This window comes from Chlorobium sp., assembly GCF_021740465.1.
Taxonomy (GTDB): domain Bacteria; phylum Bacteroidota; class Chlorobiia; order Chlorobiales; family Chlorobiaceae; genus Chlorobium.
In genome coordinates, this window is the sequence record NZ_JAIOZR010000023.1 from 1 (window position 1) to 25,572 (window position 25,572).

30 protein-coding genes and 1 pseudogene are annotated in these 25,572 nt (G+C 54.6%); 17 read left to right on the forward strand and 14 right to left on the reverse strand.

Features of this window, described 5'->3' with window-relative positions; translation table 11 throughout:
• Nucleotides 1–201: 201 nt before the first annotated feature.
• Nucleotides 202–621, forward strand: a pseudogene (locus K9G39_RS09495) (transposase); the annotation flags it as partial.
• A gap of 268 nt (nt 622–889) precedes the next feature.
• Here K9G39_RS09495 and K9G39_RS09500 read toward each other — a convergent pair.
• Entirely contained in the window at nt 890–1,540 is a 651-nt protein-coding gene (locus tag K9G39_RS09500) for a hypothetical protein (RefSeq protein WP_292004686.1), read from the reverse strand.
• 218 nt (nt 1,541–1,758) lie between these two features.
• On the opposite strand from K9G39_RS09500, the gene K9G39_RS09505 reads away from it, so the two are divergent.
• On the forward strand, nt 1,759–1,971 hold the full coding sequence (locus tag K9G39_RS09505; RefSeq protein WP_292004687.1) for an antitoxin MazE family protein: 213 nt from the start codon (nt 1,759–1,761) through the stop codon (nt 1,969–1,971).
• On the forward strand, nt 1,968–2,303 hold the full coding sequence (locus K9G39_RS09510) for a type II toxin-antitoxin system PemK/MazF family toxin (protein WP_292004688.1): 336 nt from the start codon (nt 1,968–1,970) through the stop codon (nt 2,301–2,303). Before K9G39_RS09505 ends, K9G39_RS09510 begins: the two co-directional genes overlap by 4 nt.
• A gap of 138 nt (nt 2,304–2,441) precedes the next feature.
• On the opposite strand, the gene K9G39_RS09515 is transcribed toward K9G39_RS09510, so the two are convergent.
• The 8 genes from K9G39_RS09515 to K9G39_RS09550 all read right to left on the reverse strand — a co-directional run bounded on the left by K9G39_RS09515 (nt 2,442) and on the right by K9G39_RS09550 (nt 5,403).
• Nucleotides 2,442–2,741, reverse strand: a complete 300-nt coding sequence (locus K9G39_RS09515; protein ID WP_292004689.1) for a type II toxin-antitoxin system RelE/ParE family toxin — start codon at nt 2,739–2,741, stop codon at nt 2,442–2,444.
• Entirely contained in the window at nt 2,738–3,007 is a 270-nt protein-coding gene (locus K9G39_RS09520) for a YlcI/YnfO family protein (protein ID WP_292004690.1), read from the reverse strand. Before K9G39_RS09520 ends, K9G39_RS09515 begins: the two co-directional genes overlap by 4 nt.
• Before the next feature lie 117 nt (nt 3,008–3,124).
• Entirely contained in the window at nt 3,125–3,367 is a 243-nt protein-coding gene (locus K9G39_RS09525) for a DUF2442 domain-containing protein (protein WP_059139159.1), read from the reverse strand.
• A gap of 3 nt (nt 3,368–3,370) precedes the next feature.
• Nucleotides 3,371–3,640, reverse strand: coding sequence for a DUF4160 domain-containing protein (locus tag K9G39_RS09530; RefSeq protein WP_292004691.1), 270 nt, complete (start codon nt 3,638–3,640; stop codon nt 3,371–3,373).
• A gap of 307 nt (nt 3,641–3,947) precedes the next feature.
• Nucleotides 3,948–4,355 carry a putative toxin-antitoxin system toxin component, PIN family gene (locus K9G39_RS09535; protein WP_292004692.1) on the reverse strand — a complete coding sequence of 136 codons (408 nt, stop codon included), beginning with the start codon at nt 4,353–4,355 and terminating at the stop codon, nt 3,948–3,950.
• The gene (locus K9G39_RS09540; protein WP_292004693.1) at nt 4,352–4,603 is read right to left on the reverse strand and encodes a ribbon-helix-helix domain-containing protein; all 252 of its coding nucleotides are present in this window, start codon (nt 4,601–4,603) and stop codon (nt 4,352–4,354) included. The genes K9G39_RS09535 and K9G39_RS09540 overlap by 4 nt, the downstream gene beginning before the upstream one ends.
• Before the next feature lie 234 nt (nt 4,604–4,837).
• Complete coding sequence (locus K9G39_RS09545; RefSeq protein WP_292004694.1) at nt 4,838–5,176, reverse strand: type II toxin-antitoxin system PemK/MazF family toxin; 339 nt, start codon at nt 5,174–5,176, stop codon at nt 4,838–4,840.
• Nucleotides 5,161–5,403, reverse strand: a complete 243-nt coding sequence (locus tag K9G39_RS09550) for a ribbon-helix-helix domain-containing protein (protein ID WP_292004695.1) — start codon at nt 5,401–5,403, stop codon at nt 5,161–5,163. Before K9G39_RS09550 ends, K9G39_RS09545 begins: the two co-directional genes overlap by 16 nt.
• A 221-nt stretch (nt 5,404–5,624) precedes the next feature.
• Between K9G39_RS09550 and K9G39_RS09555 the strand changes: the two genes are divergently transcribed.
• From K9G39_RS09555 to K9G39_RS09570, 4 genes are all read left to right on the forward strand, one after another.
• A complete protein-coding gene (locus K9G39_RS09555) occupies nt 5,625–5,909 on the forward strand; it encodes a ribbon-helix-helix protein, CopG family (protein WP_292004696.1) in 285 nt (94 codons plus the stop codon).
• Nucleotides 5,869–6,180 (forward strand): type II toxin-antitoxin system RelE/ParE family toxin, encoded by a 312-nt coding sequence (locus tag K9G39_RS09560; RefSeq protein ID WP_292004697.1) that lies wholly within the window; start codon nt 5,869–5,871, stop codon nt 6,178–6,180. The genes K9G39_RS09555 and K9G39_RS09560 overlap by 41 nt, the downstream gene beginning before the upstream one ends.
• Before the next feature lie 587 nt (nt 6,181–6,767).
• Nucleotides 6,768–7,016, forward strand: coding sequence for a ribbon-helix-helix protein, CopG family (locus K9G39_RS09565; RefSeq protein ID WP_292004698.1), 249 nt, complete (start codon nt 6,768–6,770; stop codon nt 7,014–7,016).
• Nucleotides 7,000–7,260, forward strand: coding sequence for a type II toxin-antitoxin system RelE/ParE family toxin (locus K9G39_RS09570; protein WP_292004699.1), 261 nt, complete (start codon nt 7,000–7,002; stop codon nt 7,258–7,260). Before K9G39_RS09565 ends, K9G39_RS09570 begins: the two co-directional genes overlap by 17 nt.
• Nucleotides 7,261–7,434: 174 nt before the next feature.
• Here K9G39_RS09570 and K9G39_RS09575 read toward each other — a convergent pair whose 3' ends face one another.
• On the reverse strand, nt 7,435–7,845 hold the full coding sequence (locus K9G39_RS09575; RefSeq protein WP_338076122.1) for a type II TA system antitoxin MqsA family protein: 411 nt from the start codon (nt 7,843–7,845) through the stop codon (nt 7,435–7,437).
• A gap of 71 nt (nt 7,846–7,916) precedes the next feature.
• Entirely contained in the window at nt 7,917–8,192 is a 276-nt protein-coding gene (locus K9G39_RS09580) for a type II toxin-antitoxin system MqsR family toxin (protein WP_292004700.1), read from the reverse strand.
• 1,139 nt (nt 8,193–9,331) lie between these two features.
• On the opposite strand from K9G39_RS09580, the gene K9G39_RS09585 reads away from it, so the two are divergent.
• The 7 genes from K9G39_RS09585 to K9G39_RS09615 all read left to right on the forward strand — a co-directional run bounded on the left by K9G39_RS09585 (nt 9,332) and on the right by K9G39_RS09615 (nt 18,917).
• Nucleotides 9,332–9,535 (forward strand): hypothetical protein, encoded by a 204-nt coding sequence (locus K9G39_RS09585; protein WP_292004701.1) that lies wholly within the window; start codon nt 9,332–9,334, stop codon nt 9,533–9,535.
• A gap of 157 nt (nt 9,536–9,692) precedes the next feature.
• Complete coding sequence (locus K9G39_RS09590) at nt 9,693–10,517, forward strand: potassium channel family protein (RefSeq protein ID WP_292004702.1); 825 nt, start codon at nt 9,693–9,695, stop codon at nt 10,515–10,517.
• 1 nt (nt 10,518) lies between these two features.
• The gene (locus tag K9G39_RS09595) at nt 10,519–11,760 is read left to right on the forward strand and encodes an exonuclease SbcCD subunit D C-terminal domain-containing protein (RefSeq protein WP_292004703.1); all 1,242 of its coding nucleotides are present in this window, start codon (nt 10,519–10,521) and stop codon (nt 11,758–11,760) included.
• A gap of 266 nt (nt 11,761–12,026) precedes the next feature.
• Nucleotides 12,027–13,172 carry an NADP-dependent malic enzyme gene (locus K9G39_RS09600; protein WP_292004704.1) on the forward strand — a complete coding sequence of 382 codons (1,146 nt, stop codon included), beginning with the start codon at nt 12,027–12,029 and terminating at the stop codon, nt 13,170–13,172.
• A 278-nt stretch (nt 13,173–13,450) separates the two neighbouring features.
• Nucleotides 13,451–14,659, forward strand: coding sequence for an NADH:flavin oxidoreductase (locus K9G39_RS09605; RefSeq protein ID WP_292004705.1), 1,209 nt, complete (start codon nt 13,451–13,453; stop codon nt 14,657–14,659).
• A 98-nt stretch (nt 14,660–14,757) separates the two neighbouring features.
• Nucleotides 14,758–18,429: an AAA family ATPase gene (locus K9G39_RS09610; RefSeq protein ID WP_292004706.1), complete on the forward strand. Its 3,672-nt coding sequence runs from the start codon at nt 14,758–14,760 to the stop codon at nt 18,427–18,429.
• A 35-nt stretch (nt 18,430–18,464) separates the two neighbouring features.
• Nucleotides 18,465–18,917, forward strand: coding sequence for a hypothetical protein (locus K9G39_RS09615; protein WP_292004707.1), 453 nt, complete (start codon nt 18,465–18,467; stop codon nt 18,915–18,917).
• 85 nt (nt 18,918–19,002) lie between these two features.
• Here K9G39_RS09615 and K9G39_RS09620 read toward each other — a convergent pair whose 3' ends face one another.
• From K9G39_RS09620 to K9G39_RS09630, 3 genes are read right to left on the reverse strand one after another with little or no spacing between them, the layout of a single operon-like run.
• Nucleotides 19,003–20,487 (reverse strand): ATP-binding protein, encoded by a 1,485-nt coding sequence (locus K9G39_RS09620; protein ID WP_292004708.1) that lies wholly within the window; start codon nt 20,485–20,487, stop codon nt 19,003–19,005.
• Nucleotides 20,488–20,496: 9 nt separating this feature from the next.
• Entirely contained in the window at nt 20,497–21,165 is a 669-nt protein-coding gene (locus K9G39_RS09625) for a response regulator transcription factor (RefSeq protein WP_292004709.1), read from the reverse strand.
• Between the two features lie 15 nt (nt 21,166–21,180).
• Entirely contained in the window at nt 21,181–21,729 is a 549-nt protein-coding gene (locus tag K9G39_RS09630; RefSeq protein ID WP_292004710.1) for a DUF4405 domain-containing protein, read from the reverse strand.
• Nucleotides 21,730–22,186: 457 nt separating this feature from the next.
• Here K9G39_RS09630 and K9G39_RS09635 point away from each other — a divergent pair, with 457 nt between their 5' ends.
• Genes K9G39_RS09635 through K9G39_RS09645 form a run of 3 tightly spaced genes read left to right on the forward strand, consistent with a single transcriptional unit; the run spans nt 22,187 to nt 25,546 of the window.
• Nucleotides 22,187–22,606 (forward strand): cytochrome c, encoded by a 420-nt coding sequence (locus K9G39_RS09635; protein ID WP_292004711.1) that lies wholly within the window; start codon nt 22,187–22,189, stop codon nt 22,604–22,606.
• Nucleotides 22,607–22,620: 14 nt separating this feature from the next.
• On the forward strand, nt 22,621–23,454 hold the full coding sequence (locus tag K9G39_RS09640; protein ID WP_292004712.1) for a DUF4405 domain-containing protein: 834 nt from the start codon (nt 22,621–22,623) through the stop codon (nt 23,452–23,454).
• A gap of 49 nt (nt 23,455–23,503) precedes the next feature.
• Complete coding sequence (locus K9G39_RS09645) at nt 23,504–25,546, forward strand: ATP-binding protein (protein ID WP_292004713.1); 2,043 nt, start codon at nt 23,504–23,506, stop codon at nt 25,544–25,546.
• Nucleotides 25,547–25,572 lie beyond the last annotated feature (26 nt).

The following is a 25,572-nucleotide window of genomic DNA, read 5'->3' on the forward strand; positions in this document are numbered from 1 at the left end:
CATACCATGGGGACTCAAGTCCCAAGGCCATCTGAAAAAGGGTAAGGTCGTTCATGAGCGTACTGGTTACTGGCTTAGTTGGTTACACCACAATATACGCTTCTGATATCATCACCCACTTGAAACAGCGAGGAGCCTATTATTTCCTATTTTTTCTATGAAGAGTAGTTATTGCTCAAGAACCTGAAACGGAGAACAGCGATGCCGAGAGGAGCGAGACTGGATGCGCCGGGGTCGTTGCATCATGTGATGGTTCGGGGTGTCGAGAGGACGGCGATTGTTTTTGATGATGAAGACCGTCTGGATTTCCTGAACCGGATAGGCAAAGCTGCGGAGAAAACCGGAACGGTGATCTATGCCTGGGCGCAGATGAACAATCACGCGCATCTGCTGCTTCGGAGTGGATCGGCAGGTTTGCCGACGTTCATGCGGAAAGTGCTGACGGGATATTCGGTATCGTTCAACAATCGTCATCATCGAACGGGACATCTGTTCCAGAACCGCTACAAATCGATACTCTGCGAAGAGGAACCCTATTTCATCAAGCTGGTCAGTTATATCCATCTGAATCCCTTGAGGGCAGGATTGGTCACTTCACTGGAAGAGCTGGAGCGATATCCGAAGAGGCTCAGGGACGTTGATCCGTTGCCAAAAAATCTCATCTTGAACAACATAGTGATGTGCTGGAATAACGTGTCGAGCGTACTTGAGGAGGCAAGAAATTGCGGTAAGCAACAATTGATTTGCTCTCTCTTAGCGACAGTCATGCTATTGGCAAAGAACCCATAAGGGGAGAGCTGTCAGGCTGAAAGCAGCGTGGCTGGATGCGCAGGGGGGAGCTTTGCTTCAGAAACGGAATAGCGCTCCAGCTGTTTGCGAAGTATGTCGATCATTGTTTCAGTTCCCGTTGCATGGCAGAGATGCAGGTTTCCATGCGTTTATGCTGATAGACCGGACGCATCCGTTCAAGATCGTCTTTGTCAATGTAGGCGAGTTCGTGCTCATCGATGCGCATTCCTTCAGTCAGACTCCTGATGCCGGGATAATCAATCTTGCGCAGGCAGAACATGTCGAGTAAAGCTCGTAACGGCTGTGCCATTAGGCAGCTCTGTCCTGCAAGCGTATCCCAACCGACGCCTTCGAGAAACCAGCCCGTGTTCAGCGCTAACGGGTAATACCGAAATTGACCGAATTTCGGAATGTCGAGAGTCTGGCGTCGTCGATGCGGCGTAACAGACATGGTGATTGGTGTCGATTCGGGAATCCACCCATGAAAACCGAGAGCTGTTTCCATTGAGATATACGATCCCGGCAGCAGTGCCTGGGCCAGCACAAAGGGATGCATTTTACCCTGCTTTACAGCCGAAGAGAGCAGGTAACGGCCGCGTTTCAGGCGCAGCAGTTCTCCACGATGCAGAGCGCGGTTAACCAGGTTGTAACGGCGTTGCGGCGTGCCATCGAGCAGACGAGATAACTGGGCTTCTGTGACAACACGCTCGCCCAGCCCGGCGTTGGTGATATGTTCGGTCAGTATTTCCATTAATGCGAGATACTTTCACTTTATGAAAGTTACAAACATTTATTGGTGTGCCGAGTCAGAACGGCTTCGCGACTCTTTAGCCTCAAAATCTCGTATTGAACCTGCGGATCAGTGTGCCGTCCCGACGGGGAGGAATGGAGATTCCAGAGTATGACCTGGAACTTTGAATCGGGTTCGTTACGTTACATGTAACCCAGTAAAGAAAATGGAGATCATGCATGAAGGTTGTAACTGAAAGAGTAAAGCGGTACAGAGACAAGCTTCGGGAGCGAGGGTTGAGACCTGTACAGATATGGGTGGCAGATACGCGACGCCCGGGATTCGAACTGGAGTGTCGCCGTCAATCGGCGTTGCTCAAGTCGGATGCTCATGAAAAGGAGGTGCTTGAATTCCTTGAGCGGGCAGCAGATCGGGAAGGTTGGAAAGCATGAAACGTGGATCGGTAGTAACGATCGCCTTGCAGGGCGATTACGGCAAACCTCGGCCTGCTTTAATTGTACAATCCGATTATTTTTCAGGACATCCGTCGGTAACCGTTTTACCGATTACCAGTGAGTTGCGTCAGACGCCGTTATTCAGAATTGATGTCGAGCCTGAATCCGGTAATGGATTGCGTAAGCGTTCCCAGATCATGGTCGATAAAATACAGACCGTTCCGGCTGAAAAAATCGGCAAAGCCATCGGTATTCTTGACGAAGCAACCATGATGGAAGTCAACAGGGCGCTTGCGCTTTGGTCAGGATTTGCCGGTAATCCAGGGTGAATCGACCGGTAGCAACGTGTGAGGGGGACTTGAGGACGTCCATCCGGACGTGAAAATAGTCCCGTAAAACATTTATCCCTAATATATTGAGCGCTTGAGAATGCAATGCTGCAGGTAAAGCCGGGCGAGCAAGCATCGCTACAGGTAATCGTCTTCGCGCTGGTGGCGGACGGCAAGAATGGTGATGGTGTGGCTGTTCTCGATCTCGAAAAGCGCTACATAACCCGACTTGCCGAAGGGGATCAGCAGTTCGCGGAGGAATGGGGTATGGGGAGCAGCTTTCCTGCAACTGAAGGGGAACTCCCGAAGAAATGCCATGCCTCTTTCAATGGCTTCGAGCGCATTCTCTGCAGCCTTCAGATCGTTTTCAGGCAGGAACGCATAAAGGTGGACGATATCCTCTCTGGCTTCGGGAGTGAACCGTACCCTGAATGTCATGCCGATCGCTTTCCGGCTTTTTCGTGCATGCCCCTGAGTTCCCCGATCACGCTTTCTGCATCGATATACGAGTTCGATTGTCGTGCACGATCCCGCGAAGCCAGACCCCGGTCTATGAACTCTTTTTGGTTCAACCACCGTTCAATGTTGGCTCGCAGCGAAGATTCGATGAAGGTAGAGAGGGTTTCGCCCTCCTGAAGCACCGCTTCGACGGCTTTGCGAAGTTCCGGCTCGACGCGGAGCGACGGGAGTGATGCGCTTTTCATGGTGTATGTCCGGTTATGCGTTGCATATGCAATGCAATATAGCGGCTTCTCAAGATTCATGCAACATGGATGAAATACCTGTACAGAACAGGTTGAAGGCAGTGAGCAGTGGGAGGCCTATGCGGCTTTAACCTGTTTCAATCCATGAGCCAGGGTATCAGCGCTCAAATCCTGCTCGTTCGGCCAGACGATACCGCAGAAAAAAGGCTTTACCTGCTTGAAGTATGACAGGTCCTGTAATTGTGTGAATACCCCTTTCTCCAGATAGGGCTTTACGTCGAAAATTCCGGATCGTCCATCGGACAATTCAACGAATAATGTATAGTCATCATTTGCAATGACATTTTTAACCTTCAGCATGCTTTACCTCAGTGGTTCGATTTTAAATGGCTGCTGACCTTCAACGGCAAGTTTCCAGTCAGCCATCAATTCTTCCTGATGAATTTCAATCCAGGCGGTTATCAGTTTGAGTTTATTGCCCGGAATTTCGCCAGACAATACATTGCCCTCCGGTATTGAGATAATTGCTTCATATTCAGCATAATTGGCATGAATATGCGGCTTTGCATGTTCCCTGGTATCGAAATAATACATGTAAATGATTATTCCAAAAAACATTGAAATGGTTGGCATGATGGTATCAGTCCACGTGTTCAACGTTCTGCTACTGGTTAAAATATAACTTTTTTCTTTTTGCCTTTACAAACGGGGGTTTGATGTCGTCGGCTTTCTCTGGCTCAGGGACGTCCGGGGGTCGGGGACGGTGTTTACTTTGATTACGTATTCGAACTGAGGTGGGTTGAACCTCATGCACAAGGTTACCTGGGCGATGATGTTTCTGCAAAAAAGCCTGAAAGCAGAGGCCCAGGCGGAGAGGGATCTGTTTCGCGTTCAGCTTCGGGCTTGCAGCACGGTATTTTGCCGGAAACGGGGAGTTGTGTCAGGCTGACAGGAATTTCTTCAGGAACATGTCGGGGGTGATGATCGGAATGCCGTTCCATTCGGCAAGATCCAGAAGATGTGAGTCGCCGGAGATAATGGCGTCAGCCTTGGCTGCACCAGCGGCTTCGAGGACACGGTTATCGTCCGGATCGGCGGTAATCACCGCTATGAGGATTTCAGGTTTTACGACCGAAAAAGTCTCCCTGAATAACCGGATGATTCCGTGAACCTGTTCTTCACTCAAGCCGAATTTCGGGCGTTGCAGAACATCTTCGATTTCCCTGAGCAGGGGCGGCGATGTGAAGTTGGTGATTTTACCGGAAGAGCAGTGACGCAACAAATCCCCTGGTTTTCCCCCGAACAGTATGCCCGGGACAAGTACATTCGTGTCGCAGACGATCCTCATCGGCTTTCAGCCCTGTTCCTGCGAGCTGCCAGGATCTCTTCCTCGACATCCTTCAGGTTCAGTTGTTTTTTTTCCGTCATCCGGTCACCAAGCATGAACAGCTCTTCCCATTGCCGCTGGCGTTGAATGTAGAGCCGTGCGGCTTCACGCAGAAGCTCGGAACGGCTGCGATGCTCCTTTTTGGCGGTTTTGTCGATTTCCTTCAACAACGATTCCTGAAAGGAGATGTTGACGGTGATGGTGCTCATGGATGGTTGTTTTGGCATTGTCCGTTTGCCTGAAATATACAAGCTTTGTATGGAACAACCATGTTCTCCCGGTGAAGGTTCCGGGTTACAGGAACAGCTCCGTTGATGTTGATCCGTTGCTAAAAATTCTACTATCAAGTCAGCTATAGATAATGTTCCGTCTCAACGTGGCGGGATGGTGCTTCCAGGGTGAAGCCATGCCGTTTTTGCCTGGATAGTATGGGAAAGTCTGGATTATGTTCCGATAATCTCATTGAGGCCTTCGATAACCCGAATCAGCTCTTCGGCAGAAAGCCTTCCGATTCTGCTTCCGATCCGTTCTGTTGACAGGGTTCTGATCTGGCTGATTTTAACCCATGATTTTTTCGGAAGAGCAGCTGATTCAATTGGCATGGTAAGCGGAAAACCCGCTTTTTGCGGCTGGCTTGTCAACGCGATTGCAATAACCGTCCCTGATCGGTCATTAAACACGTCATGGCTTACCACCAGAACAGGTCGGAGGCCGGATTGCTCATTTCCTCGCGTCGGGTTGAGGTCGGCCCATCGGATATCACCCCTCAGTATTCCGGCCATGCGTCAATCTCTCCGTTCATACTCTCTTCCGCGAGTTGGCGCTCTTCGACAGCATCAAGTTTTGCGCATTCTTCGGCCAGTCTGCTGTGCTCGATGCGTTCGATTTTTTCATAGAGCGCTTCCTGTATTGCCTGACTGCGATTGGCAAAAACCTTTGCATTGACAAGCCGGTCAATTTTTATGATGGTCGCGGCATCAATGGTTACGGCAACTTTTGTTTTTCCCATCTGCTCTCCTCATTGCATGATTATCATACTTTTTATCATACCAATTCCTTTTGATTAAAACAACGCTCGAGCATCATTTTTCTTTGGAAAGCTGCAGTCACTGAGCACTTGGGAGTCGGGGACGGTCGTGAGTGAGATCCTTTTGGAAAAGCAGAACGTGTCTTGTATTATCAGGTAATACCGGGTAATACCATGAAGTTTCGATGAAAAAGGAGGTGCGTGTGAGTCCAGGCGCAAAAAAAAAGGAATCGCGCGAGCAGGTCAGTTTTAAAATGCCTGCCACAATGAAAATGCGCGTTGATCGTCTTGCTGAGGCTACCAGACGATCCAGGTCTTTCGTGATAGAAGAGGCTATCGAGCACTACCTCACCATGAATGAATGGCAGGTGCAGAGCATTAATGCGGGTTTGAGCGACCTCGACAAGGGGCGGACAGTTTCGCAGGAGGAGATGGAAAAACTCTGGGATGAAAAGCCTGCTGAAAGTCAGGTGGACACAGACCGCTAAGCAGCGGCTGGAGGAGATCGAGGTGTATGTCTCTCACGACAACCCTGTCGCCGCAAGGAAGATCATTCGAGCCCTTATCGGAAAGACGGCCCTCAAACTCTCTCAATATCCGCAAATCGGAAGGAGCGGGCGTATTGACGGTACCCGTGAACTTGTTTTTCCCGACAATCCTTTCATCGTGATCTACACGGTTCGTCAGGATACCATAACGGTTTTGACGGTTTTTCATGCCGCACAGAAGTTTCCGGACGCAATCGGCATCGAGCATTAAGCGCATCCTGTCGTTTCTTTTCCTGAAGCCGAGACGAGCGCATTGACGGGCTTTCCGGTCGCACTCTTTGAGGGGCTCACTTAAGCAATCAGCCTTATCGCCGGGTTGCACCCGGACGTTACCGATATGTCGCTCCTACGGAGCTAAGACCCATTTGGGGGGGAAGATTTCTTTTCCGGGGTTGGCACCCCGTGCTACCGATGTTTCGCCCCTGCGGGGCTGAAGATCAATAGTTGGGGCTGCGTCGTTTTTTCCGTGTGGGAAGTCCTCTGGGACGTAGATGAAAATAGTAAGTAACCATAGCCTGCCCATGCACAAAAGGCAGGTTATGGTCGGATCTGCAAGGCGACGGAGAAAACGGAGCGGTTTGATTTTGATGAAAAGCTGCCGGCGCATCCTGACGTCTCTTTTCCTGAAACCGAAACGAGTGCGAGCAGTCGCACTCTTTGGCGGTTAAGTGCCGGTTAACTATACCGATTGGGCGTTCTTGAGCCGGGACAGGGTCCTGTTGAGCGGGATTTATTTGGGGTTCCTGTTTGTTTTGTATAACATGTATTGCGTTGAATAACATGTTATACGAGGTAACTATGGAAAAAGAGAAAGCGGATCGGATGATCGGCATCCGCATTCCGAAAAGTGTTGGTGACCGGCTTGATAACCTTGCCAAAAGAACCGGTCGTACCAAGACATGGTACATTCGCGAGGCCATTATGGAGCATCTCGACGATCTTGAAGATATCTATCTGGCCGAACAGGTTCTGGAGCGGGTGAGACGTGGTGAAGAGCCGGTTACCGGCATAGATGAAGTGGAGCGTCGTCTTGGTCTGGAAGATTGAGTTTGCCGCATCGGCTGAAAAAGAGCTGGCCAGTCTGGATAAGTCCGCTGCCGGACGGATTGTCAAATACCTCCGTGAGCGGGTTGCAATAGACCCGCGGGCTTCCGGCAAATCATTACGAGGCGATCATGCCGGGTTGTGGCGATACCGTATCGGAGATTATCGGGTGATTTGCGAAATCCTCGATGAAAAAGTTTCAGTTCTTGTTGTCCGGGTCGGGCATCGGAAAGAGGTTTACCGGTAATATTGTCATACACCGTTTACGGTTGCATGCGGCAAGTAAGGGCATGTAAGTAAACGAGGTAAGCAATGGATTCATTTCCTTGCTTAATAGACACGCTATTGGTCATGAACCCATAACGGAAAATAAGCAAAGAGTCGTGTAATGGGTTCCAGGATGTTCACCGTTCGAATCTGATTACATTTTTTCGATTTCGCTCAGCAGATCAGGGTGCCGGTCAATGAGTTTCAGCAACTTGAGCAACGGCGCAGGCGGCCTGGTTTCCCCTCGCTCGTAACGGGAGAACGCTACTTTGCCGACTCCGAACGATGAGGCGAGCTGTGCCTGGGTCAGCTTCAGCTTTCTGCGGATGCGTCGGATGTCGGCTGCGGGGTCGCCTTTGATCGCGCGTACCAGCCCCTCCTGAGCTTCCGTATAGCGCCGGTAACTCTCTTCATCCCATATTCCTTCTCCGCATTCAGGGCAGAACCTGCCGTGCATGTCATGCAACGTCATCGATTTACCCCCATACGTGAGCGTTTCTTCCAAAACCTTATCGATCATCCCTTTATGACCGCATGAGGGACATTGTGTAGTATTCATGATCATATTTCCATTAAGCTGTTCTATTCGTTAAACATTTATTTTATCTGGCCTTGAACTGAATCACCGGTGGCCGGTCATCGTCGGAGTCCGTTACTTTTACTATAAACCGGAATTCCATCAGGCGTCATTCCGTGATAAACGTCCTGCCAGAGCTTATGGTCAAGATGGGTAGTCATCGACTTGTAAAAATCAGCTCTTCGGAGCGCAAGCACGATCTCGCGCATAACAGGTTCGGTCAAGCCTAATGCCAAACCGCCTCTCAAAGCCGTCATGGTGAACGGTCGTGAATTCCTGTCGGAGACTATTCCTTTAACCTTTTCAAGCCTGTAATGGGGTGTTCTTTTCTCCATGAGCAGAAGTTTGACATTGGAATAATTTTAATCAATATGATAAAAATATCCAAATTGATTCCTTTGGGCTGCCGTTAGTGACCGAGGGCGTGCAGCGGGGAAGTTCTTTGGTAAGCAACTATAGCTTGCCTGCCCATGCACAAACGGCAGGTTATTGTCGGATCTGCAAGGCGACGGAGAAAACGGAGCGGTTTGATTTTGGCGACAAGCCGCAGGCGCATCCTGACGTTTCTTTTCCTGAAGCCGAAACGACCGTGCGGAAGCGCACTGTTTGGCGCACCCTATTATCGCCGGGTTGTACCCGGACGTTACCGATATGTCGCTCCTACGGAGCTAAGACCCATTTTAGGGAGAAGATTTCTTTTCCGGGGTTGGCACCCCGTGCTACCGATGTTTTGCCCCTAAGGGGCTGAAGATCAATATTTGGGGTTGCGTCGTTTTTCCCGGGGTTGGCACCCCGTGCTACCGATGTTGCGCCCCTACGGGGCTGAAAATCAATATTTGGGGTTGCGTCGTTTTTCCCGGGTTGCACCCCGTGCTACCGATGTTTCGCCCCTACGGGGCTGAAGATCAATAGTTGGTGTTGCGCCTTTTTTTCGGGGTTGGCACCCCGTGCTACCGATGTTGCGCCCCTACGGGGCTGAACATCAATATTTAGGGTTGCGTCGTTTTTCCCGGGTTGCACCCCGTGCTACCGATGTTTCGCCCCTACGGGGCTGAAGATCAATAGTTGGTGTTGCGCCTTTTTTCCCGGGTTGCACCCCGTGCTACCGATGTTTTGCCCCCTAAGGGGCTGAAGATCAATATTTGGGGTTGCGTCGTTTTTCCCGGGGTTGGCACTCTGTGCTACCGATGTTTCGCCCCTACGGGGCTGAAGATCAATATTTGGGGTTGGCACTTCGTGCTACCGACATGTCATTCCTGTGGGATTTGAAGAAAGGCAAGAAAAGAATGTTCGGGGATTGAACGAACGGCGGTGGCTCTTGCCGATGAATAAATAATCGAGGCGCCTTTATTTGTTGCAACGGGTAGTGATAGTCGTGCTGTTTATGTGTATGTATAGGCCTGCAGATATTGAAACGATGCAAACACGAGTATGCAATTATTTTTTCGGAAATCGATCTTAAGTATAACAAATCATGGCTATTGACACCACTGAACAGAAGACGGGAAATCAACTTCATCTGGCTTATGAAAAAGGGAAACGGTTTTTTGAGAGGCTTTTGAATCGTCCTGCCGATAACAGCGCCCCAAAACAACCGACAGAGAAGGCAAGCGGAACAGAGCCGCACGATGATGGAGAAACGATCAAATGGCCGCTTCCGGTAAAAAAACAGGTCTGACGGCAAGGCTCGTACCTGCAGTCGATATGGTTGCATGCAGGAGCCGAATCGGGGACTGTGTTTCGTGAACGGTTTCTTCGGTTCCTGAGGATCGGTATATTGACAGGAAAGGGTGTTTCGGCTGGCAAACCCGATTGCAAGAAAATCCTGAAAAAAGATGGTCCCCATATTCGAATTCCTGAAAACAAACCGCCGCATACTGGCCACGGCGGGAATATGCCTGTTCCTCTGTGCGGGTTTTGTGGAGTTGTCGGAGTTTTTATGGGTTTCGGGGCAGATGTTCGGCGACAACATCCCGCTTGAACTCATGGTGCTTGCACTGCTTTTGTTGATTCCTCTCTCGCTGTTCTACGCCATTTTTCATGTCATCCACCTGACCCTGACTGGAGCGTCGAGAAACCTGCAGATGGGGAGCGTGCTGCTGTCGTATGTGGCCGTAATCGTGGTGTTTTCGGGTTTTTTTTATTTCCAGTGTTCGATCGCTGATCTGAACGAATCGACGGCGGAGTACCGGTATTACGAGAAGCTCCGCACTCCGGCAATGCAGGACTCCATGAAAATGTACGGCGAGGCTTTGAGGCGCAGGGCATCCGTGCGGGCCTTTCAGGGCATTTCTCCCGCCATGTGGCGTGGCATAGGCGACAAGGTTGCCGGATGGCCGGACGATGCCGGTTCGCCGCCGATTGAAAAACTTATGGAGGCAAGCCGCACTCCCCTGACCGAAGTGATTTCGTTCAACCACGAGGCGAAGGTTCCGGTTTTTCTGGACTGCCTCTACTTCAGCGCGGTCACCATAACCTCGACAGGATTCGGCGACTTCACCCCTCTGGGCCGATTTTCAAAGATTCTCGTCGTCATCGAATCGGTATCGGGAGTCCTGCTGGTGGCCATAGGCATCGCCATCGCCCTTGGAGGGCTCGGATCCGGAACCTCCTCCGCTGCCGGTATGCCGAACGAGGATGAGGGAGAGGAGAGCCGGTAGCATGAAAATTCTCCATACATCCGACTGGCATCTTGGCCGTACCCTCTACGGCAGAAGCCGCTACGACGAATTTTCGGCCTTTCTCGACTGGCTCTACCGGCTGATCGAAACGGAAAAGATCGACGCCCTGCTCGTGGCCGGCGACGTGTTCGACAGCTCCGTTCCGGGCAGCCGCGCCCAGGAGCTCTATTACGGATTTCTCAACCGAGTGGCCCGCTCCCCGGTCTGCCGCCACGTGGTGATCATAGCCGGAAACCACGACTCCCCCTCGTTTCTCGACGCTCCGAAAGCCCTGCTTCGCGCCCTCGACGTGCATGTTGTCGGCTCGCCGGGCGACGATCCCATGGACGAGGTGGTGGTGCTCCGCGACAAGCGGGGGAAGGCAGAAGCCATCGTGTGTGCGGTGCCGCACCTGCGCGACCGCGACATCCGCAGCGTAGGACCGGGCGAGAGCATGGAGGAGAAGAACGGGAAGCTTGTCGAAGGGATCGAACGCCATTACCGTGAAGTCTGCACCGCGGCGGAACAGCGACGGCTGCAGGAGGGCGGGTTTCTGCCCCTGATCGCCATGGGCCACCTCTTTACGGTGGGCGGCACGACCATAGAGGGCGACGGGGTTCGCGAGATCTACATAGGCTCGCTGGCGCACGTCAGCGCCTCTGTTTTTCCCCAGGGGATCGACTACCTCGCTCTCGGTCACCTGCACGTTCCGCAGTGCGTGGCGGGACAGGAGCACCTGCGTTACAGCGGTTCTCCGATTCCCATGGGGTTCGGCGAAGCCCGGCAGCAGAAGGAGGTCGTTATCGTGGAGTTTACGGAGGGCCGGCGGGCAATACGTCCGGTTCCGGTACCCTGTTTCCAGCAGCTCGAACAGATCGGCGGCACACTGGACGACATCGTTTCTCGCATTTACGGGCTGAAGGCTTCCCGGAGCAGCGCCTGGCTCGAAATCGAGTATACCGGAGAGGATCTGCCGGGCGATCTCCGGTGCGTTCTCGAAGAGGCCGTAAAAGGCTCCCCGCTTGAAATCCGCAGGATCAGAAACAGCCGGGCCGCATCGCTCGCCATCGGGCAGGTGTCGGAAGATGAATCGCTCGAAGAACTCGGCGAACTCGATGTTTTCCTGCGTCGCCTCGACGCGGCCAGGGTTCCCGATGCGCAGCGCCCCACTCTCCTGCAGGCCTATCAGGAGATCGTCTATTCGATAAGGGATGATGACGATGGGGCGGATTCGACCCGATAAGCCTCGCATGTTTCGTTCAGGGCAGCCCGAACCCCGATACCAATAACCTGAAAATCCTTTCCGATCGGCGGCGACGAACCCTGTGCGTCGCTGCTGAATCTCTTATCTCAGGGGAGCCCCGTCCGGAATTATCGGCGAAACTGAAAAGAAAACAGGGGGTTCTCACTTTTTTACGTTACATTCCGGCGCTGTCATTCTCCTCCATTCGGCAATCCGCCTGCTTCAGCTCTCTCATTCATTATCACCAGGGTACAGGTTTTCATCATATGAGTTATTCAAAAAAATCTCTCGATCTGCATCGCCAGTCGCGCGGCAAAATCGAAATACGATCCAAAGTCAGTCTGAAAAACAAGGAGGACATGTCTTCTGCATACACTCCGGGAGTTGCGGCAGTGTGCACGGAAATCGCCGAAGACAAGCGCAACTCCTACATTCTGACCAACCGCGGCAGTCAGGTGGCAATTGTTTCCGACGGAACGGCCATTCTGGGGCTCGGGGACCTCGGGCCGGAGGCAGCAATGCCTGTGATGGAGGGTAAATCCATTATTTTCAAGGAGTTCGCAGGTATCGACGCTATTCCTTTGTGTATAAATTCCACCGATGTTGACGATATCGTCAAGTTCTGCAGGCTCATCGAACCGAGTTTTGCCGGTATCAACCTTGAGGATATTTCATCTCCAAGGTGTTTCGAGATTTTCGAACAGCTCGAAAAGTCGCTCTCCATCCCGGTTTTTCATGACGATCAGGACGGAACCGCAATTGTCACTCTGGCAGCCATCATCAATGCCTGCCGCGTAACCGACAGGGAGCTCGGGGAGCTTCATGTGGTGGTCAACGGCGCCGGTGCAGCAGGCATTGCCATTGCCCGGCTGCTGATTCATGCCTGTGTCAAAGAGGTGGTTCTCGTCGATACCCAGGGGTCGCTTTATAACGGACGTCCCGGCATGAACCCCATAAAGCAGGATATTGCCGAAAGAAGCAACAGGCTGAAGCATAACGGTGACCTGCAAAGCGCGCTCATCGGAGCCGATGTGTTTGTTGGCGTTTCCGTAGGCAACATCGTAACGGAGGAGATGGTCGCAGGCATGAACCCATCCCCCTTTATTTTCGCGATGGCCAACCCCACACCGGAAATCATGCCTGAAGCTGCCTTCAGGGCCGGGGCATGCATTGTGGGAACCGGCCGTTCGGATATGGCCAACCAGGTCAATAACGCGCTTGTGTTTCCGGGTCTCTTCAAGGGGCTGCTGGAGAGCGGCATACGAAAGATTACGCCGGAGATGAAAATCGCCGTCGCCGACGCGATAGCCCGTTCGATCGTTCCGACGGCCGATAACCTGATGCCGACCACCTTCGACAAACAGGTCGTGGACAATATCGTAAAGGTTCTTGCCGATATGGCCTCGAACTGAACGCGTTTCGTTCGGAAGCGCCCGACGGGTCCGGGCGGCAACTTCCGTGACGAAGGCGGATTTCGTTTTCAGGCCGGGGTGACTCCCGGCTTTTTTTATATCCGGATAGCCCTTTTTTGCAGGGTAGTCCGAAATTTCCGGCTTTCGGGATGATATCCGTTGTGCCGTCCAGGGCGGAATCACTATTATTACGTTACGTTGTCGCCGTCACCGCATTGAGCCGCGTTTTATCGTGATCGACAAGGTTTTTGCATTCAGGAAACAGATGTTTCAACAGCATGATGCACCCTGACCTCTTCACCTCCTTGACCATCGGCGGCATTCACCTCCGGAACCGGCTGCTGCGTTCGGCGACCCACGAAAGCATGGCGGAAGAGAGCGGAGCGCCTTCTTCCGCGCATGAAAAGCTCTATACGGCGCTTGCAAAAGGGGGTGCCGGAGCCATCATCACCGGTTACGCCGGGGTACAGCAGGACGGGCGAAGCAGTCTGCCCGGCATGCTGATGATGCACGACGACAGTCTCGTTCCGGCTTACCGGCGACTCACCGACCCCGTCCACAGCCACGGTTGTCCCATCATCCTGCAGCTTGCCCACTGCGGACGCCAGACCCGCTCGGCCGTAACCGGCATGAAGACCGTTGCGCCTTCGGCGCTGAGAGACCGCATTTTCAACGAAGAGATCCCCAGGGAGCTCGACGAGGAGGGGATCCGGGCCATCATCGCCAGCTTCGCGGCGGCTGCCGGACGCGCCGCCCGTGCGGGATTCGACGGTGTGCAGCTTCATTTGGCGCACGGCTACCTGCTTGCGCAGTTTCTTTCGGGCTACACCAACCGCCGACGCGACAGATGGGGCGGCCCGCTCGAAAACAGGTTCCGCATCGTTTCGGAAATCCTGCTGCGCATCAGGCGGGAGCTGGGAGACTATCCCGTGCTGGCCAAAATCAGCGCCTACGACCGGAGGCCTGGAGGGATGCGGATCGACGAAGCGGTCGGGATCGCCCGTCTGCTCGAAGCATCCGGATGTTCCGCCATAGAGGTTTCGTCCGGCACCGTCGAGGAGGGACTCTCGATCATGCGCGGGCCCGAGCTGCCGATTGAGCCCCTGCTTGCCTGCAATTTCAGGTTCGCCGCAATGCCCATGCCGCTCAGGAAATTCATGACACCGCTCCTGCGTCTCGGCATGCGCCTTCCGGAACCCGTGACCAACTACAACGTCGAAGCCGCACGAGCCATCAGGCGAGCGGTCTCGATTCCCGTGATCGTGGTCGGAGGAATTCATGTGCAGGAAGATATTGCCGCAGCGTTCGGAAGCGGCGCCATCGACTGCGTCTCCATGTCGCGCCCGTTCATTATCGAGCCGGATATCGTCCGTAAACTGCAGGATGGCCGCCGGACGGCCTCCCGCTGCATCAGATGCAACTACTGCGCCATCATGATCGAGCATGGGCCGCTCAGGTGCTGGTACGGAAAGCTGCCGAAGATGTAAGGGGCTTACGGAAGGGGCAGCAGGGAGAGTTTTGTCTTTGCAGAGCCGTATTTTAAGTTATTTAGGCCACCATTTCCGGAGGGGGCGGAAGCATCGGTATGAAAATTCTCTCGTTACGCTTTAAAAACCTGAACTCCCTTGCCGGAGAGTGGTTTGTTGACTTTACCGCTCCCGAGTACGTATCGGACGGGATATTCGCCATTACCGGGCCGACCGGCTCGGGCAAGACGACCATTCTCGATGCGGTTTCGCTTGCCCTGTACGGTCAGACCCCCCGTCTCGAAAAGGTCAATGCAAGCGGCAACGAAATCATGACGAGGCATACCGGGGAGTGTTTTGCCGAAGTGGTTTTCGAAACCGGAGCGGGCCGCTACCGGTGCCACTGGTCGCAGCACCGTGCCCGCAGAAACCCCCAGGGTTCCCTGCAGTCCCAGAAGCACGAAATTTCCGACGAGTCGACCGGCAGGATCATCGAATCGAAAGTGCAGGATACACTGGCAGCGGTTGTGGAGCGCACGGGAATGGACTTCGAGCAGTTCACCCGATCCATGCTGCTGGCGCAGGGCGGATTTACGGCATTTCTGCAGGCACAGCCCGATGAGCGTGCTCCGGTACTGGAGCAGATAACGGGTACGGCGATCTATTCGCTTATATCGGTGAAGGTGCACGAGCGAAACCGTCTTGAGCAGCAGAAACTCGATCTTCTCAGGGATGAATGTTCCGGCATCCGCCTTCCGGGAGAGGGGGAACTCGCCGAAACCGAAGCCTCCCTGAAGGGAAAAGAGGCAGAGGAGGCTGCCGTCGCGGGCCGGCAGAGCCGGACCGAGGCTGCTCAGCGGTGGCTCCGGCAGATTGCCGTCATGCAAGCCGAGCTGGCCGGGATGGAGGGGGAGTTTCGGGATCTCGTGAGCCGGGAGGAGCGGTTTCATCCCGACCGGCAGCGTCTGGAAAAAGCCGTTAGGGCTGCCCGTTTCGAACCGGCATATTCTGCTATTCTGCAGCTCCGGCAGCTTCAGGAGCGTGAATTACAGGAAAAAAGCGCAGCGGAACGGGAACTGGAGTTTTCAAAAACGGTTTTTGAAGAACGTTCCGGAGTGTTTTGCGAAGCGGAAGGGAGGCTCATGCTTCTCAAGGAAGAGACGCATGCGTTATCGGGAGTCGCGCGCCAGGTCAGGGCGCTCGACCTGCAGATTGCCGCTTCAGGCGAGCGCTGCCTTCAGGCGGAGAGCGAGCTCGGCGTTCTGCAGAAAAGGATCGGGGTTCTGGAAGGACAGCTTGCCAGTGTGGAGCGGGAGCTGCTTGTGGAGCGGAAATCGTTCGAGGATGCCGGGCGGTATCTTTCGGAACATGCGGCCGACAGCACAATTGCGGCATCGCTGAGCGGCATCGGGGAAAAGGTGAGGCAGAGCCAGGCGGCCAGAGCTGAGGAACGGGATGCCCGCAAGGCGCTCGATGATGCCTCGAAACGGCTTGAAAGGGCCGCAATCACCCTTCGGGAGCTTACTCCGGCGACAGCTGAGGCCGAGGATGATTTCCGGAACTGCCTGAACCTCCGGAAGGAGCTTTCCGGGCGGCTTGAAGAGCTGCTCTCGGGCGGCAGCCTTCGCGAACTGCGCATGGAAGCTGACGGCATACGTGAACGGATCCGGGCACTTGAAACCCTTCAGGCGCGCCTTGTTCAGCTGGCGAGCTTCAGGGAGCGTTCCGTGTCGGTGCGACAGGCTCTCGGTTCTGCGGAGGCGGAGCTGAAAAGGAGCGCCCTTGAACTCGAGAGGATTACGCAGCTTCAGCGCAAGGAGGAGGAGCTGGTCGAGGGACTTCAGCGGGAGGCGGAACTGCAGGGGAAAATCAGGGCGCTCGAAGAGGAGCGGGGGATGCTGCAGGAGGGCAGGCCCTGTCCTCTTTGCGGTTCCACGCACCACCCTTTTGCCGGAGAAGAGCCTCCCGCAAGGGAGATGGCCGCCGATGATGCGCTTCGTCTGGCACGTCTCTGTTTGCTGGAGAGGGGACAGGAAATCACCCTGCTGCGTATTGCGGCGGCAGGGGCGGAGAGCGAGCGCCGTCAGCTTTTGGCGCAGCGGGACGAACTGCACAAAACCATTGAAGAGGAGACGCAGTGGTGCAGGAAGTTTGCCGGAACGCTTTCGATCGGAGGTGCCCCCACCCAGGATGGCGTCGGGGAGGAGCTTTCAAACCTTCGGCTCATTGCCGCAAGGCGGAGCGGTGTGCTTGCCGAAGCCGAGCGGATCGATGCGGCTCATGCCGGGGCGGCCGGGGAGGAAAAAATTCTGCAGCAGCGACTGACGGGGGCTTTGCGGCGGAAGGAGGGTGCGGACTACGTGCTGAAAACGGCCGAAGCGGACGTAGCCAGAGCAACTGAAAGCGCATCAGTTGCCCTGCTGAAACAAAGAAGCGTCGAGGAGGTTCTGAACCGGGAGCTTGCGGCTTACGCTATTGCCGCCGCCGATGCGTTGTCGTATGCCGAAGCGCTCCTGCTGCTGCAGTCCCGACTCGAACGCTGGCAGGAGGCCCATGAGCGAAAAGTCGATTCCGGGCAGCGGATCACCGTTCTGGAGGGGAACCGGAGTGTCCAGGAGGAGCTGCTGAAAACAATCCGTGAAGATTGCCGGCAGAAGGAATCGGGCCATGCCGCCGAACGGGAGGCTTTTTCAGCCCTGCAGGGGGAGCGCGCCCTGTTGTTCGGAGCAAAAAATCCCGATGAGGAGGAGCGCCGTACGGCAGCGGCTCTGAAAAGTGCCGAAGAAGCGTTCGAAGAGGCGAGAGCCGCGCGTGAGGAAGCCTCGCAGCAGATCGTGACCCTTTCGGAAAGGGTGGCCATGCTTGCCGCCACTTCAGGAGAGCGGGAAACGACGATTTTCCGGAAGCTGGCCGGGCTCGAGGGTGAGCTTTCAGGCAGCAGCTTCGAAAGCCTCGAAAGTTTTCTTTCGGCACGGCTCGACAGACCTCAGCTCGACGAGCTTGAAAAAGAGGCCTCTCTGCTTGCCGCAAGACGTCTCGAACTCGAAACCCTTCAGGTCGAACGGCAGAAGAAGCTCCGGCAGGAGGAAGACCGGGCTCTTTCGGAGAGCTCTCCGAAAGAGCTGCAGGAAGAGCTCGAAAGGCTTTCCGGCACTCTCGGTTCGCTACGTTCCGATATTGCAGGCCTGAAGCTACGCCTGCAGGAGCATGAGCGGGCGGCACTCCTTCTGCGCGAAAAAACCGCCGCGCTTGCCGCTCAGGAGATCGAGTGCGGCCGGTGGTCGACACTGCACGAGCTTGTCGGTTCCTCGGACGGCAAGAAGTTCCGGAACTTCGCACAGGGACTTACTTTCGAAATCATGATCGGCCACGCCAACCGACAGCTTGCAGCCATGACCGACCGCTACCTTCTGGTGCAAAGCCAGGAGCCGCTCGGGCTTGACGTGATCGATACCTGGCAGGCAGGGGAGGTGCGTTCCACCAAAAACCTTTCCGGAGGGGAGAGTTTCATCGTGAGTCTGGCGCTTGCGCTCGGGCTTTCGCAGATGTCGAGCCGGAACGTGCGGGTTGATTCGCTTTTTCTCGACGAAGGGTTCGGCACGCTCGACGAGGAGGCGCTCGATACCGCCCTGCAGACCCTGGCGGGCCTCCGTCAGAACGGCAAGGTCATCGGAATCATCTCCCATGTTCCGGCCCTGAAGGAGCGTATAGCCGCCCGAATACGCGTGCATCGGGTTTCGGGCGGTCGAAGCCGCCTTTCCGGTCCCGGCGTAAGCGGCGGGATCGAGTAGGGGGTACCGGACGTTTATTAACCGGGAGGTGAGCAATGGAGACGAAAAGAAAACGGCAAATATCATTTTTTGCGGCGCTTTGGACAACGGCGTTTTTCCTGAATTTTTTCTGGGAGTCCCTGCACGGCCTTCTATATCGTGATCATCCGGCAATGGCCGCATCCGGCTATGTGCCCATGATGGTTGAAATGGCCGTTTATGATGCCTTTGCGGTTTCCGGCCTCTATCTGCTCGTTTCGCTGCTGTGCCGTACCCTTCTGTGGAAGATCACCATGCACAACGTTACGGTGTTCTCAGTCGCAGCCCTCTTTGCGGCTTTCTCGACCGAGTACGCAGCACAGCACGTTCTGCACGCATGGTTCTATCTGCCCTCCATGCCGACGGTTTTCGGGGTCGGGCTGCTGCCGCTTTTTCAGCTCGCCGTGACGGGTGTCGCGGCGATTCTTGCGGCTTCGGGGCTATCGGACGTGAATGAACCCATAAACTGACCCCGGACCTTTACTGTATTCATGTTTGGTCGCGGTTCCAATTTTCGTCCAGATGGCATCGGATAGCATTCGGACAGTTGCAGTGTCAGGTTACGGGGAATCGCAGCTCGACCATGGTGCCGCAGTCCGTGCGGCTTCTTACCGACACCGTTATATGCTGCAGGTCGGCGAGTTTTTTTACGATGGCCAGCCCGAGTCCGGATCCTCCGGTCCCGGAGCTTCTCGATTCGTCCACCCGGTAAAATCGCTCGAAGATCCTTGAAAGCTTTTCTTCCGGAATTCCCATGCCGTTGTCGGCGAAGGTGCAGAGCAGGGAGCCGGAACCGCCTGAAAGGGTCACCGCAACCGTCGATTCCGGAGGGGAGTACTTGAGGGCGTTCGAAAGGATATTTTCGAAAATCATATCGAGCATTGCGGGATCCGCCGAAACCATGCAGGATTGCGGCCCCTCGAAGCTGATCGGGATGTTTTTCCGCCCTGCATCGGAGTGCATGCGGGCGATCGCTTCCCTGATATGGAGGGCGATATCCACGGGTTCCATAAGAGCCGTCATGCCGCTGCTTTCGAAGCGGGTCAGCATAAGGAGCTGGTCGATCAGTCTCGTCATCCGGTCCAGCTCTTTCAGGCAGAAGAGGATCCGTTCTTCATAATGTTCGCGCTCCCTTGGTTTCCGCACCAGGACTTCGAGTGTGCCTTTCAGGGATGCGAGCGGCGTTTTCAGTTCGTGGGAAGCATCGGATGTAAACTGCTTTTCCCGCTGGAACGCGTCCTGAAGACGCTCGAGAAGCGAATTGATGGTAACCGAGAGCCGACGGAGCTCGTCATGGTTGCGGGGAAGGGGAATGCGACTGTCGAGATTTTCCCTGGTGATTTTCTCGGCGGCGGCAATAACCTCTTCAACCGGACGAATGCTTCTGCCTGCAATGACCCTGGTAAGGATGAAGAGGGTGAGTATAATGGCCGGATACGATACCAGAAGCACCTGCTTCAGATCGCCCAGAATGGTTACGGCATCGCGGACGGGAACCGCCGCAAGGAGGTATCCTTCGATTTTTCCGTCGGTACCGGTCAGCGGAACCTGAACCTGACGGACGGCAATCCGCCCGGCGGCTGCAAGGTGGTAGCGTTTTTCCTTCCGGCCTGACTGGAAGGCGAGGGTGTTGCCGGCGAGGTTGGCCGATCTGGCGATTATCTTTCCCTCGCTTCCGACAAGCTGGAGGAACTCTTCGTCATCGTCCTCACCCTTCACTTTTCCGTCATGCGGTTTTCTGTGTTCATGATCGTCTGCTTCATCAGTGCGATGATCGTCGTCGGAGAGGTTGAAATGCCGTAAACCGGGCGTTCCCGGCGGTTGCGCTCTGATGATTTCCGACACTTCCCGGTCGAGCTCGTCGTCGAAGTGGCTGTAGACCACCCGTTCGACCGTGAAAAATACGAGCGTAAAGACAAGGGCGAGCAGGATGGCCGTCGCAATGGTGTAATAGAGTGCAATGCGGCTGCGCAGGCTCAGGGAAAGTTTTTCCTGAACGGAACCGGCATGCTCCCGGACGAACCCGCTGTTTTTTTTCATGTCCGGCATTCAGGATTCGCGGATGATGTAGCCGACGCCCCGGATGGTCTGAATGATGTTTCCGCACCCTGCATGGTCGAGTTTTTTCCGGAGAAAATTGATATAAACGTCGATTACCGAGGTATCGGAATCGAAATGAATGTCCCAGACGTGTTCGATGATGCGGCTTCTGGTGCAGACCTTTTCCTTGTTGCGCACCAGATACTCCAGCAGGGAAAACTCCTTCGGGGTCAGCATGATTTCGCCGGTTCCGCAGAATACCTGATGGGTAACGGGATTCACGCTGAGTTTTCCGGCCGTAAGCTGGTCGCCGGCAGGGCTGTTTCTGCGGAGCTGAACCCGTATGCGGGCAAGCAGCTCCTCGAAGGCGAACGGTTTTCTGATGTAGTCACTGGCACCGGCGTCGAGGCCGAATACGATATCCTCGATGGCGTCTTTGGCGGTCAGGAAAATCAACGGCACATCGATGCCGGCCTTGCGAACCTGTCGGCACACCTCTATGCCGCTGATGCCGGGAATCATCCAGTCAACTATCAGGAGATCATATTCGTTCAGGATAGCCATATCAAGGCCGCTTTTGCCGTCGAACGCCAGATCGACGGCAAAATACTCCTCTTCAAGTCCGTCCTTGAGAAAGCGGGCTATTCCGGGTTCATCCTCGATGACAAGAATCCGCATGGCAGTTGTTGTTCGTTAATGATCGTCGTCGTCACCCTCCATCCGCTCCTCTCCACCCTTTCCGGGTTTCCCGAAGAGAGCGCCGAGTACCATCCGTTCATCTTTTCCGCTTTTTTGGGCAATCTCGGCGATGGTCATGGACGCATTGGCGGCATCGATGCCCTCTTTTTCAAGTCTTGCGGCAAGCTCTTCCGGTGTCGCTTTCAGAACCAGTGCGACGGTTTCGAGCGAAGAGGATTCGAGCGCCTGCACGGCGGCTTTTCCGGTGCTCTCCTTTCCGTGCTCCTCTTCGTCCTCGCCGAACATCGGCAGCAGCGAGAGCATCGTGACAAGAGCCGCCGTGCCGATTATTCCAAGGCCGGCTTTTTTCGAGAAATAACCGGTAAAGACTTTCCAGTTGGAAGCGGTGTGGAGCAGGATGCCTCCCAGAAACAGCCAGCTGAGCCATTTGTGCACCGGTTCGACCAGCCCGATTTCAATATCGAAAAATAACAGCAGACCCGTAACGCCTGAAATGATAAAAGCTCCGATGGCAAGAGGGGTTGCCCATGATTTCAATGTCATGCTATCTCCTTTACAAGAATTGTGGTAATGTTGCGTCAGGCTCCTGAAGGCCATCGCCTGACAACGGTTTAAAACATGAACAAGGTAGCCCCCCTTTCCTTAAAGGATTCTCATGAGAAGCTTAAAATTCGCTTATAATTACGGATGGGTTCCCTTTTCGAAAGGTTGCGGCTCCGACCGTATGGTCGATATTTCGACCTTTCGGTCGGAATCCTTATACTGCAGTGTTGCGGCCGTTAACGTTGAGCGATGCGTAATGCCTTCTGAAAAAAGAGGTTGCGTGGTATTCTCTCTTATTGGCATGTTTTTTGACCCTTACTGATTGCCATGAAAGTATCGCGAGTAACCGTCGGGGCGATTCGAGCCAGAACGGCGGGTGAGGCTGCTGCGTTATACTTTACAGGGCAAAGTTAATGTCTGTAGGTTCAGCAATGGTTGTTATCAAAGGAGTGTTGTCATGAAAAAAATCTTGTATGTGTTTATGTTATCCGGAATCGTATCGGGGGTTCATCCTTCGGCGGCAACGGCCGTAACGCCTGACGGCAGGGCGGTATTCGATCGCAGCTGCAGCGTCTGCCACTCCATCAATCCGCCACCCAAATCCGCTCCGCCGGTTATCCCGCTTGCCAACCGCTACCACGAGAAGTTTGCTACAAAAGCAGAGGGTGTCGCTCATATGGCAGCATTTCTGAAAAAACCCGATAAAAACAAAGCTGTCGATCAGCAGGCGGTAACGCGCTTCGGGCTCATGCCGCTCATCAAGCTTACCGATGCTGAGCTGAAGGCCGTGACCGGATGGTTCTGGGATCAGTACAACCCGGCAATGGGTCGTGGAAGAGGTATGGGTGGCGGTCAGAGACGACTTATGAACCAGTGAACGAGGACACAGCCATGAAAAAATCTTTCAGCTGGCGCATATTCATCAGCTTCGGGCTCCTCCTCTCGTTTCTGATGCTGCTGGTGTCGGGCGTCATTCTCTATATCTCTCCCCCCGGACGGGTGGCGAACTGGACGGACTGGCGCATGCTCGGCCTGACGAAAACCGGGTGGGAAAACCAGCATGCGATTTTCGGTTTCGCCTTCGCCCTGCTCTCGATATTCCATCTTTTCGTCATCAACTGGAAGGCGTTCTTCTCGTATCTGAAAGCAAAGACGAGCGCCGGCCTGAAAAGTCCGCTGGAGCTGTCCGGCAGTGTGCTGCTTGCGCTTCTTTTTGGAGTCGGGACCTACTTTTCCCTGCAGCCTTTTGCAGCGATTGTCGATTTCGGCAACAGCGTATCGGCGTCGTGGGAAAAAAGGGAGATGCAGCCACCGGTGCCTCACGCCGAAACCATGACGCTTGTCGAGCTTGCGCTTCAGCCGGGGCTTGGCGGTGATGCGGAGATACTGAAGGCGAAGCTCGAAAAAGCTGGATTCAGGGTGGATTCGGTTCAGCAGACCCTTGGGGAGATAGCCCTGAAGAACCATACGACGGCCGAAAAGGTTTACGTTCCTCTTGCTCCCGAAAAAAGCGGAGCCAGGAAACTTCCGGCAGAGGGACTCGGACGGAAAACCCTGCAGGAGGTAGCCGACGATGCAGGAATATCGGTCTCCTCGCTGCAGCTTGCCCTGAAGCAGAAAGGCGTCGAGGCCGAGCCGGATATGACCCTGAAATCGATAGCCGAAAAGAACGGCATCGAAATGAACGCACTGAGGCAGATGCTTGAAACCATGATCAGCCCTTGAGGGTGCTCATGATTGCGGCGTACACCTTTCAGGAGCATGACTGAAAAAGATGGAACAGTACAGGCTTCCGGAAAAACGGGTAATGATGCTTTCGCCGAAGTATCTTGGCGGAGCGTTTGCCCTTTTTGTGCTCCTGTTTCTCGGAACGGCTCTTTTTGAATACCACTACCGGAAATCCGAGATCGAGCACATCATGCGGGAGGAGGCTGCACTGCTCATGCACGCGCTGTCTGAGGGCGCTGAAAATGCCATCACCGGCTATACCGAAAACAGCTCCCTCCTGACAGGCAGCCTTATCGATCAGCTCCGCCTTCTGGACCGCCTGGATAAACAGCACGAGCTGACTTCGAAGGAGCTTTCAGCAATTGCCGGATCGAGCGGAATCTACCGCGTCAACATTTTCGATAGCAAGGGAAAGCGCATCGCTTTCAATTCGCCACCCGATCATACCCCTCTCTTACGTCAGTGTGACTCCCGGCTCTATCTGCAGCCGATATTTTCCGGTCAAAAGGATTCCCTGCTGCTTGGAATCCGCCAAAGCTCCTCGGACAGGGGGCCACGTCTGATTGCCGCCGTCAAACGGAGCAGGGGTGGTGTGATTGCCGGCAATGTCGATGCGACAAGGCTTCTCGATCTGCGCCGGAAACTTGGCGTCGGCCAGCTCATTGAGCGTATAGGAGCCGACAGTACCGGTATAGACTACATTATCTGGCAGGACTCGACCGGGATTCTGGCCGCCACGCCCAATGTTTCGAAAACCGCATCCGTCCGGTCTGACGCTTTTCTCGAATCGGCCATGCTGACCCGTAAGCCGCTGACCCGGATGACCACATTCGAAGGCAGAACGGTTTTTGAAGTCGTGAATTCCTTTTATTACGGTTCTGCCAATGTGGGGCTTTTGCGCATAGGTCTGAAAAACGATCATTTCAGCGCGGCCCTCGATAAGCTGCGAAACCGTTTTTTCATGCTGTTCGCTCTTGTTGCCATAGGAGGGCTTGTCATGTTCAACCTCGTTATAAGCCGCAGAAACGAAACGGTTATAAAAGACGCCTACCAGCGGGTGCAGACATTTTCATCCACCATTCTTGAAAGCATGGCAGACGCCGTTCTTACGGTAGACGGCGCCGGGAGCGTAACCCTGGTCAACAGACCGGCCGAGAAGCTGCTTCGGGTCTCTTCGGGCGAAGCGACAGGCAAACCCGTACAGGCGGTTTTTCCTGAATGTGCTCAATTTCTTTCCGGTATCATGGATGAAGGGAGCGAGGCTGCCTTCAATCGCGAATTTCTCTGCCATGCAGGCGATCAGGAAAGGCTGCTGGCAGGAAATTTCAGCCGAATAACCGGTAGCGGAGAGAGTATCCTGGGGGCTGTCGCCGTTCTTCGCGACCTGACGGAAGAGCGTGCCATGCAGCAGGTTATCGACCGGCAGGAGAAGCTCAGCGCAATAGGAGAGCTGGCTTCCGGAGTTGCCCATGAGATCAGGAATCCTCTGAACGCCATCGGTATTCTGGCTCAACGCCTCGATATCGAGTTCTCGCCGGCTGCCGACGAACCCGAGTACCGCCATCTCGTTCGAACCGTGGTGTCCGAGGTGCACCGCGTCAACGCCATTATCCAGCGCTTTCTCAAATTCGGCCGTCCGCCCCAGCTTATGCCGGTGCCGGTCAATCTTGACGACTTTGTCGGAAGCTACAGTACCGTACTGCAGAGTGAGGCCGAAAAGAAAGGTGTCCGCTTTACGCTTGATGCCGGGTGCCGGAAAACGGTACAGCTCGACAGGGAGCAGATGCAGCAGGTGCTGCTCAACATCGTTCGAAACAGCGTTGAAGCCACAGCCGAGGGGGGACACATTGCGCTAAGGGTGTTCTGCCGTGGGAGCCAGGCGGTTATCGAGGTTGCCGATACCGGTGCGGGAATTCCTGCCGCGAAACTCCCGGAAATATTCAACCTCTATTATACCACCAAAGACGACGGCACCGGTATGGGGCTGAGTATCGCCAACCAGATTGTTCACGTCCACGGAGGGATGATCGAGGTTTCGAGCAGGGAGGGAGAGGGAAGTGTCTTCAGGGTTGTGCTGCCGGCTGTGTGAACGGCGGTTTTTCGGCAATCATTCAT

Excerpts from the sequence above, each read along its gene's own strand:
- K9G39_RS09500 (WP_292004686.1), bottom strand. The coding sequence starts at position 1,540 with ATGGAAATACTGACCGAACATATCACCAACGCCGGGCTGGGCGAGCGT.
- K9G39_RS09505 (WP_292004687.1), top strand. The coding sequence starts at position 1,759 with ATGAAGGTTGTAACTGAAAGAGTAAAGCGGTACAGAGACAAGCTTCGG.
- K9G39_RS09510 (WP_292004688.1), top strand. The coding sequence starts at position 1,968 with ATGAAACGTGGATCGGTAGTAACGATCGCCTTGCAGGGCGATTACGGC.
- K9G39_RS09515 (WP_292004689.1), bottom strand. The coding sequence starts at position 2,741 with ATGACATTCAGGGTACGGTTCACTCCCGAAGCCAGAGAGGATATCGTC.
- K9G39_RS09520 (WP_292004690.1), bottom strand. The coding sequence starts at position 3,007 with ATGAAAAGCGCATCACTCCCGTCGCTCCGCGTCGAGCCGGAACTTCGC.
- K9G39_RS09525 (WP_059139159.1), bottom strand. The coding sequence starts at position 3,367 with ATGCTGAAGGTTAAAAATGTCATTGCAAATGATGACTATACATTATTC.
- K9G39_RS09530 (WP_292004691.1), bottom strand. The coding sequence starts at position 3,640 with ATGCCAACCATTTCAATGTTTTTTGGAATAATCATTTACATGTATTAT.
- K9G39_RS09535 (WP_292004692.1), bottom strand. The coding sequence starts at position 4,355 with ATGAGGATCGTCTGCGACACGAATGTACTTGTCCCGGGCATACTGTTC.
- K9G39_RS09540 (WP_292004693.1), bottom strand. The coding sequence starts at position 4,603 with ATGAGCACCATCACCGTCAACATCTCCTTTCAGGAATCGTTGTTGAAG.
- K9G39_RS09545 (WP_292004694.1), bottom strand. The coding sequence starts at position 5,176 with ATGGCCGGAATACTGAGGGGTGATATCCGATGGGCCGACCTCAACCCG.
- K9G39_RS09550 (WP_292004695.1), bottom strand. The coding sequence starts at position 5,403 with ATGGGAAAAACAAAAGTTGCCGTAACCATTGATGCCGCGACCATCATA.
- K9G39_RS09560 (WP_292004697.1), top strand. The coding sequence starts at position 5,869 with ATGAAAAGCCTGCTGAAAGTCAGGTGGACACAGACCGCTAAGCAGCGG.
- K9G39_RS09565 (WP_292004698.1), top strand. The coding sequence starts at position 6,768 with ATGGAAAAAGAGAAAGCGGATCGGATGATCGGCATCCGCATTCCGAAA.
- K9G39_RS09575 (WP_338076122.1), bottom strand. The coding sequence starts at position 7,845 with ATGATCATGAATACTACACAATGTCCCTCATGCGGTCATAAAGGGATG.
- K9G39_RS09580 (WP_292004700.1), bottom strand. The coding sequence starts at position 8,192 with ATGGAGAAAAGAACACCCCATTACAGGCTTGAAAAGGTTAAAGGAATA.
- K9G39_RS09585 (WP_292004701.1), top strand. The coding sequence starts at position 9,332 with ATGGCTATTGACACCACTGAACAGAAGACGGGAAATCAACTTCATCTG.
- K9G39_RS09590 (WP_292004702.1), top strand. The coding sequence starts at position 9,693 with ATGGTCCCCATATTCGAATTCCTGAAAACAAACCGCCGCATACTGGCC.
- K9G39_RS09595 (WP_292004703.1), top strand. The coding sequence starts at position 10,519 with ATGAAAATTCTCCATACATCCGACTGGCATCTTGGCCGTACCCTCTAC.
- K9G39_RS09600 (WP_292004704.1), top strand. The coding sequence starts at position 12,027 with ATGAGTTATTCAAAAAAATCTCTCGATCTGCATCGCCAGTCGCGCGGC.
- K9G39_RS09605 (WP_292004705.1), top strand. The coding sequence starts at position 13,451 with ATGATGCACCCTGACCTCTTCACCTCCTTGACCATCGGCGGCATTCAC.
- K9G39_RS09610 (WP_292004706.1), top strand. The coding sequence starts at position 14,758 with ATGAAAATTCTCTCGTTACGCTTTAAAAACCTGAACTCCCTTGCCGGA.
- K9G39_RS09615 (WP_292004707.1), top strand. The coding sequence starts at position 18,465 with ATGGAGACGAAAAGAAAACGGCAAATATCATTTTTTGCGGCGCTTTGG.
- K9G39_RS09620 (WP_292004708.1), bottom strand. The coding sequence starts at position 20,487 with ATGAAAAAAAACAGCGGGTTCGTCCGGGAGCATGCCGGTTCCGTTCAG.
- K9G39_RS09625 (WP_292004709.1), bottom strand. The coding sequence starts at position 21,165 with ATGCGGATTCTTGTCATCGAGGATGAACCCGGAATAGCCCGCTTTCTC.
- K9G39_RS09630 (WP_292004710.1), bottom strand. The coding sequence starts at position 21,729 with ATGACATTGAAATCATGGGCAACCCCTCTTGCCATCGGAGCTTTTATC.
- K9G39_RS09635 (WP_292004711.1), top strand. The coding sequence starts at position 22,187 with ATGAAAAAAATCTTGTATGTGTTTATGTTATCCGGAATCGTATCGGGG.
- K9G39_RS09640 (WP_292004712.1), top strand. The coding sequence starts at position 22,621 with ATGAAAAAATCTTTCAGCTGGCGCATATTCATCAGCTTCGGGCTCCTC.
- K9G39_RS09645 (WP_292004713.1), top strand. The coding sequence starts at position 23,504 with ATGGAACAGTACAGGCTTCCGGAAAAACGGGTAATGATGCTTTCGCCG.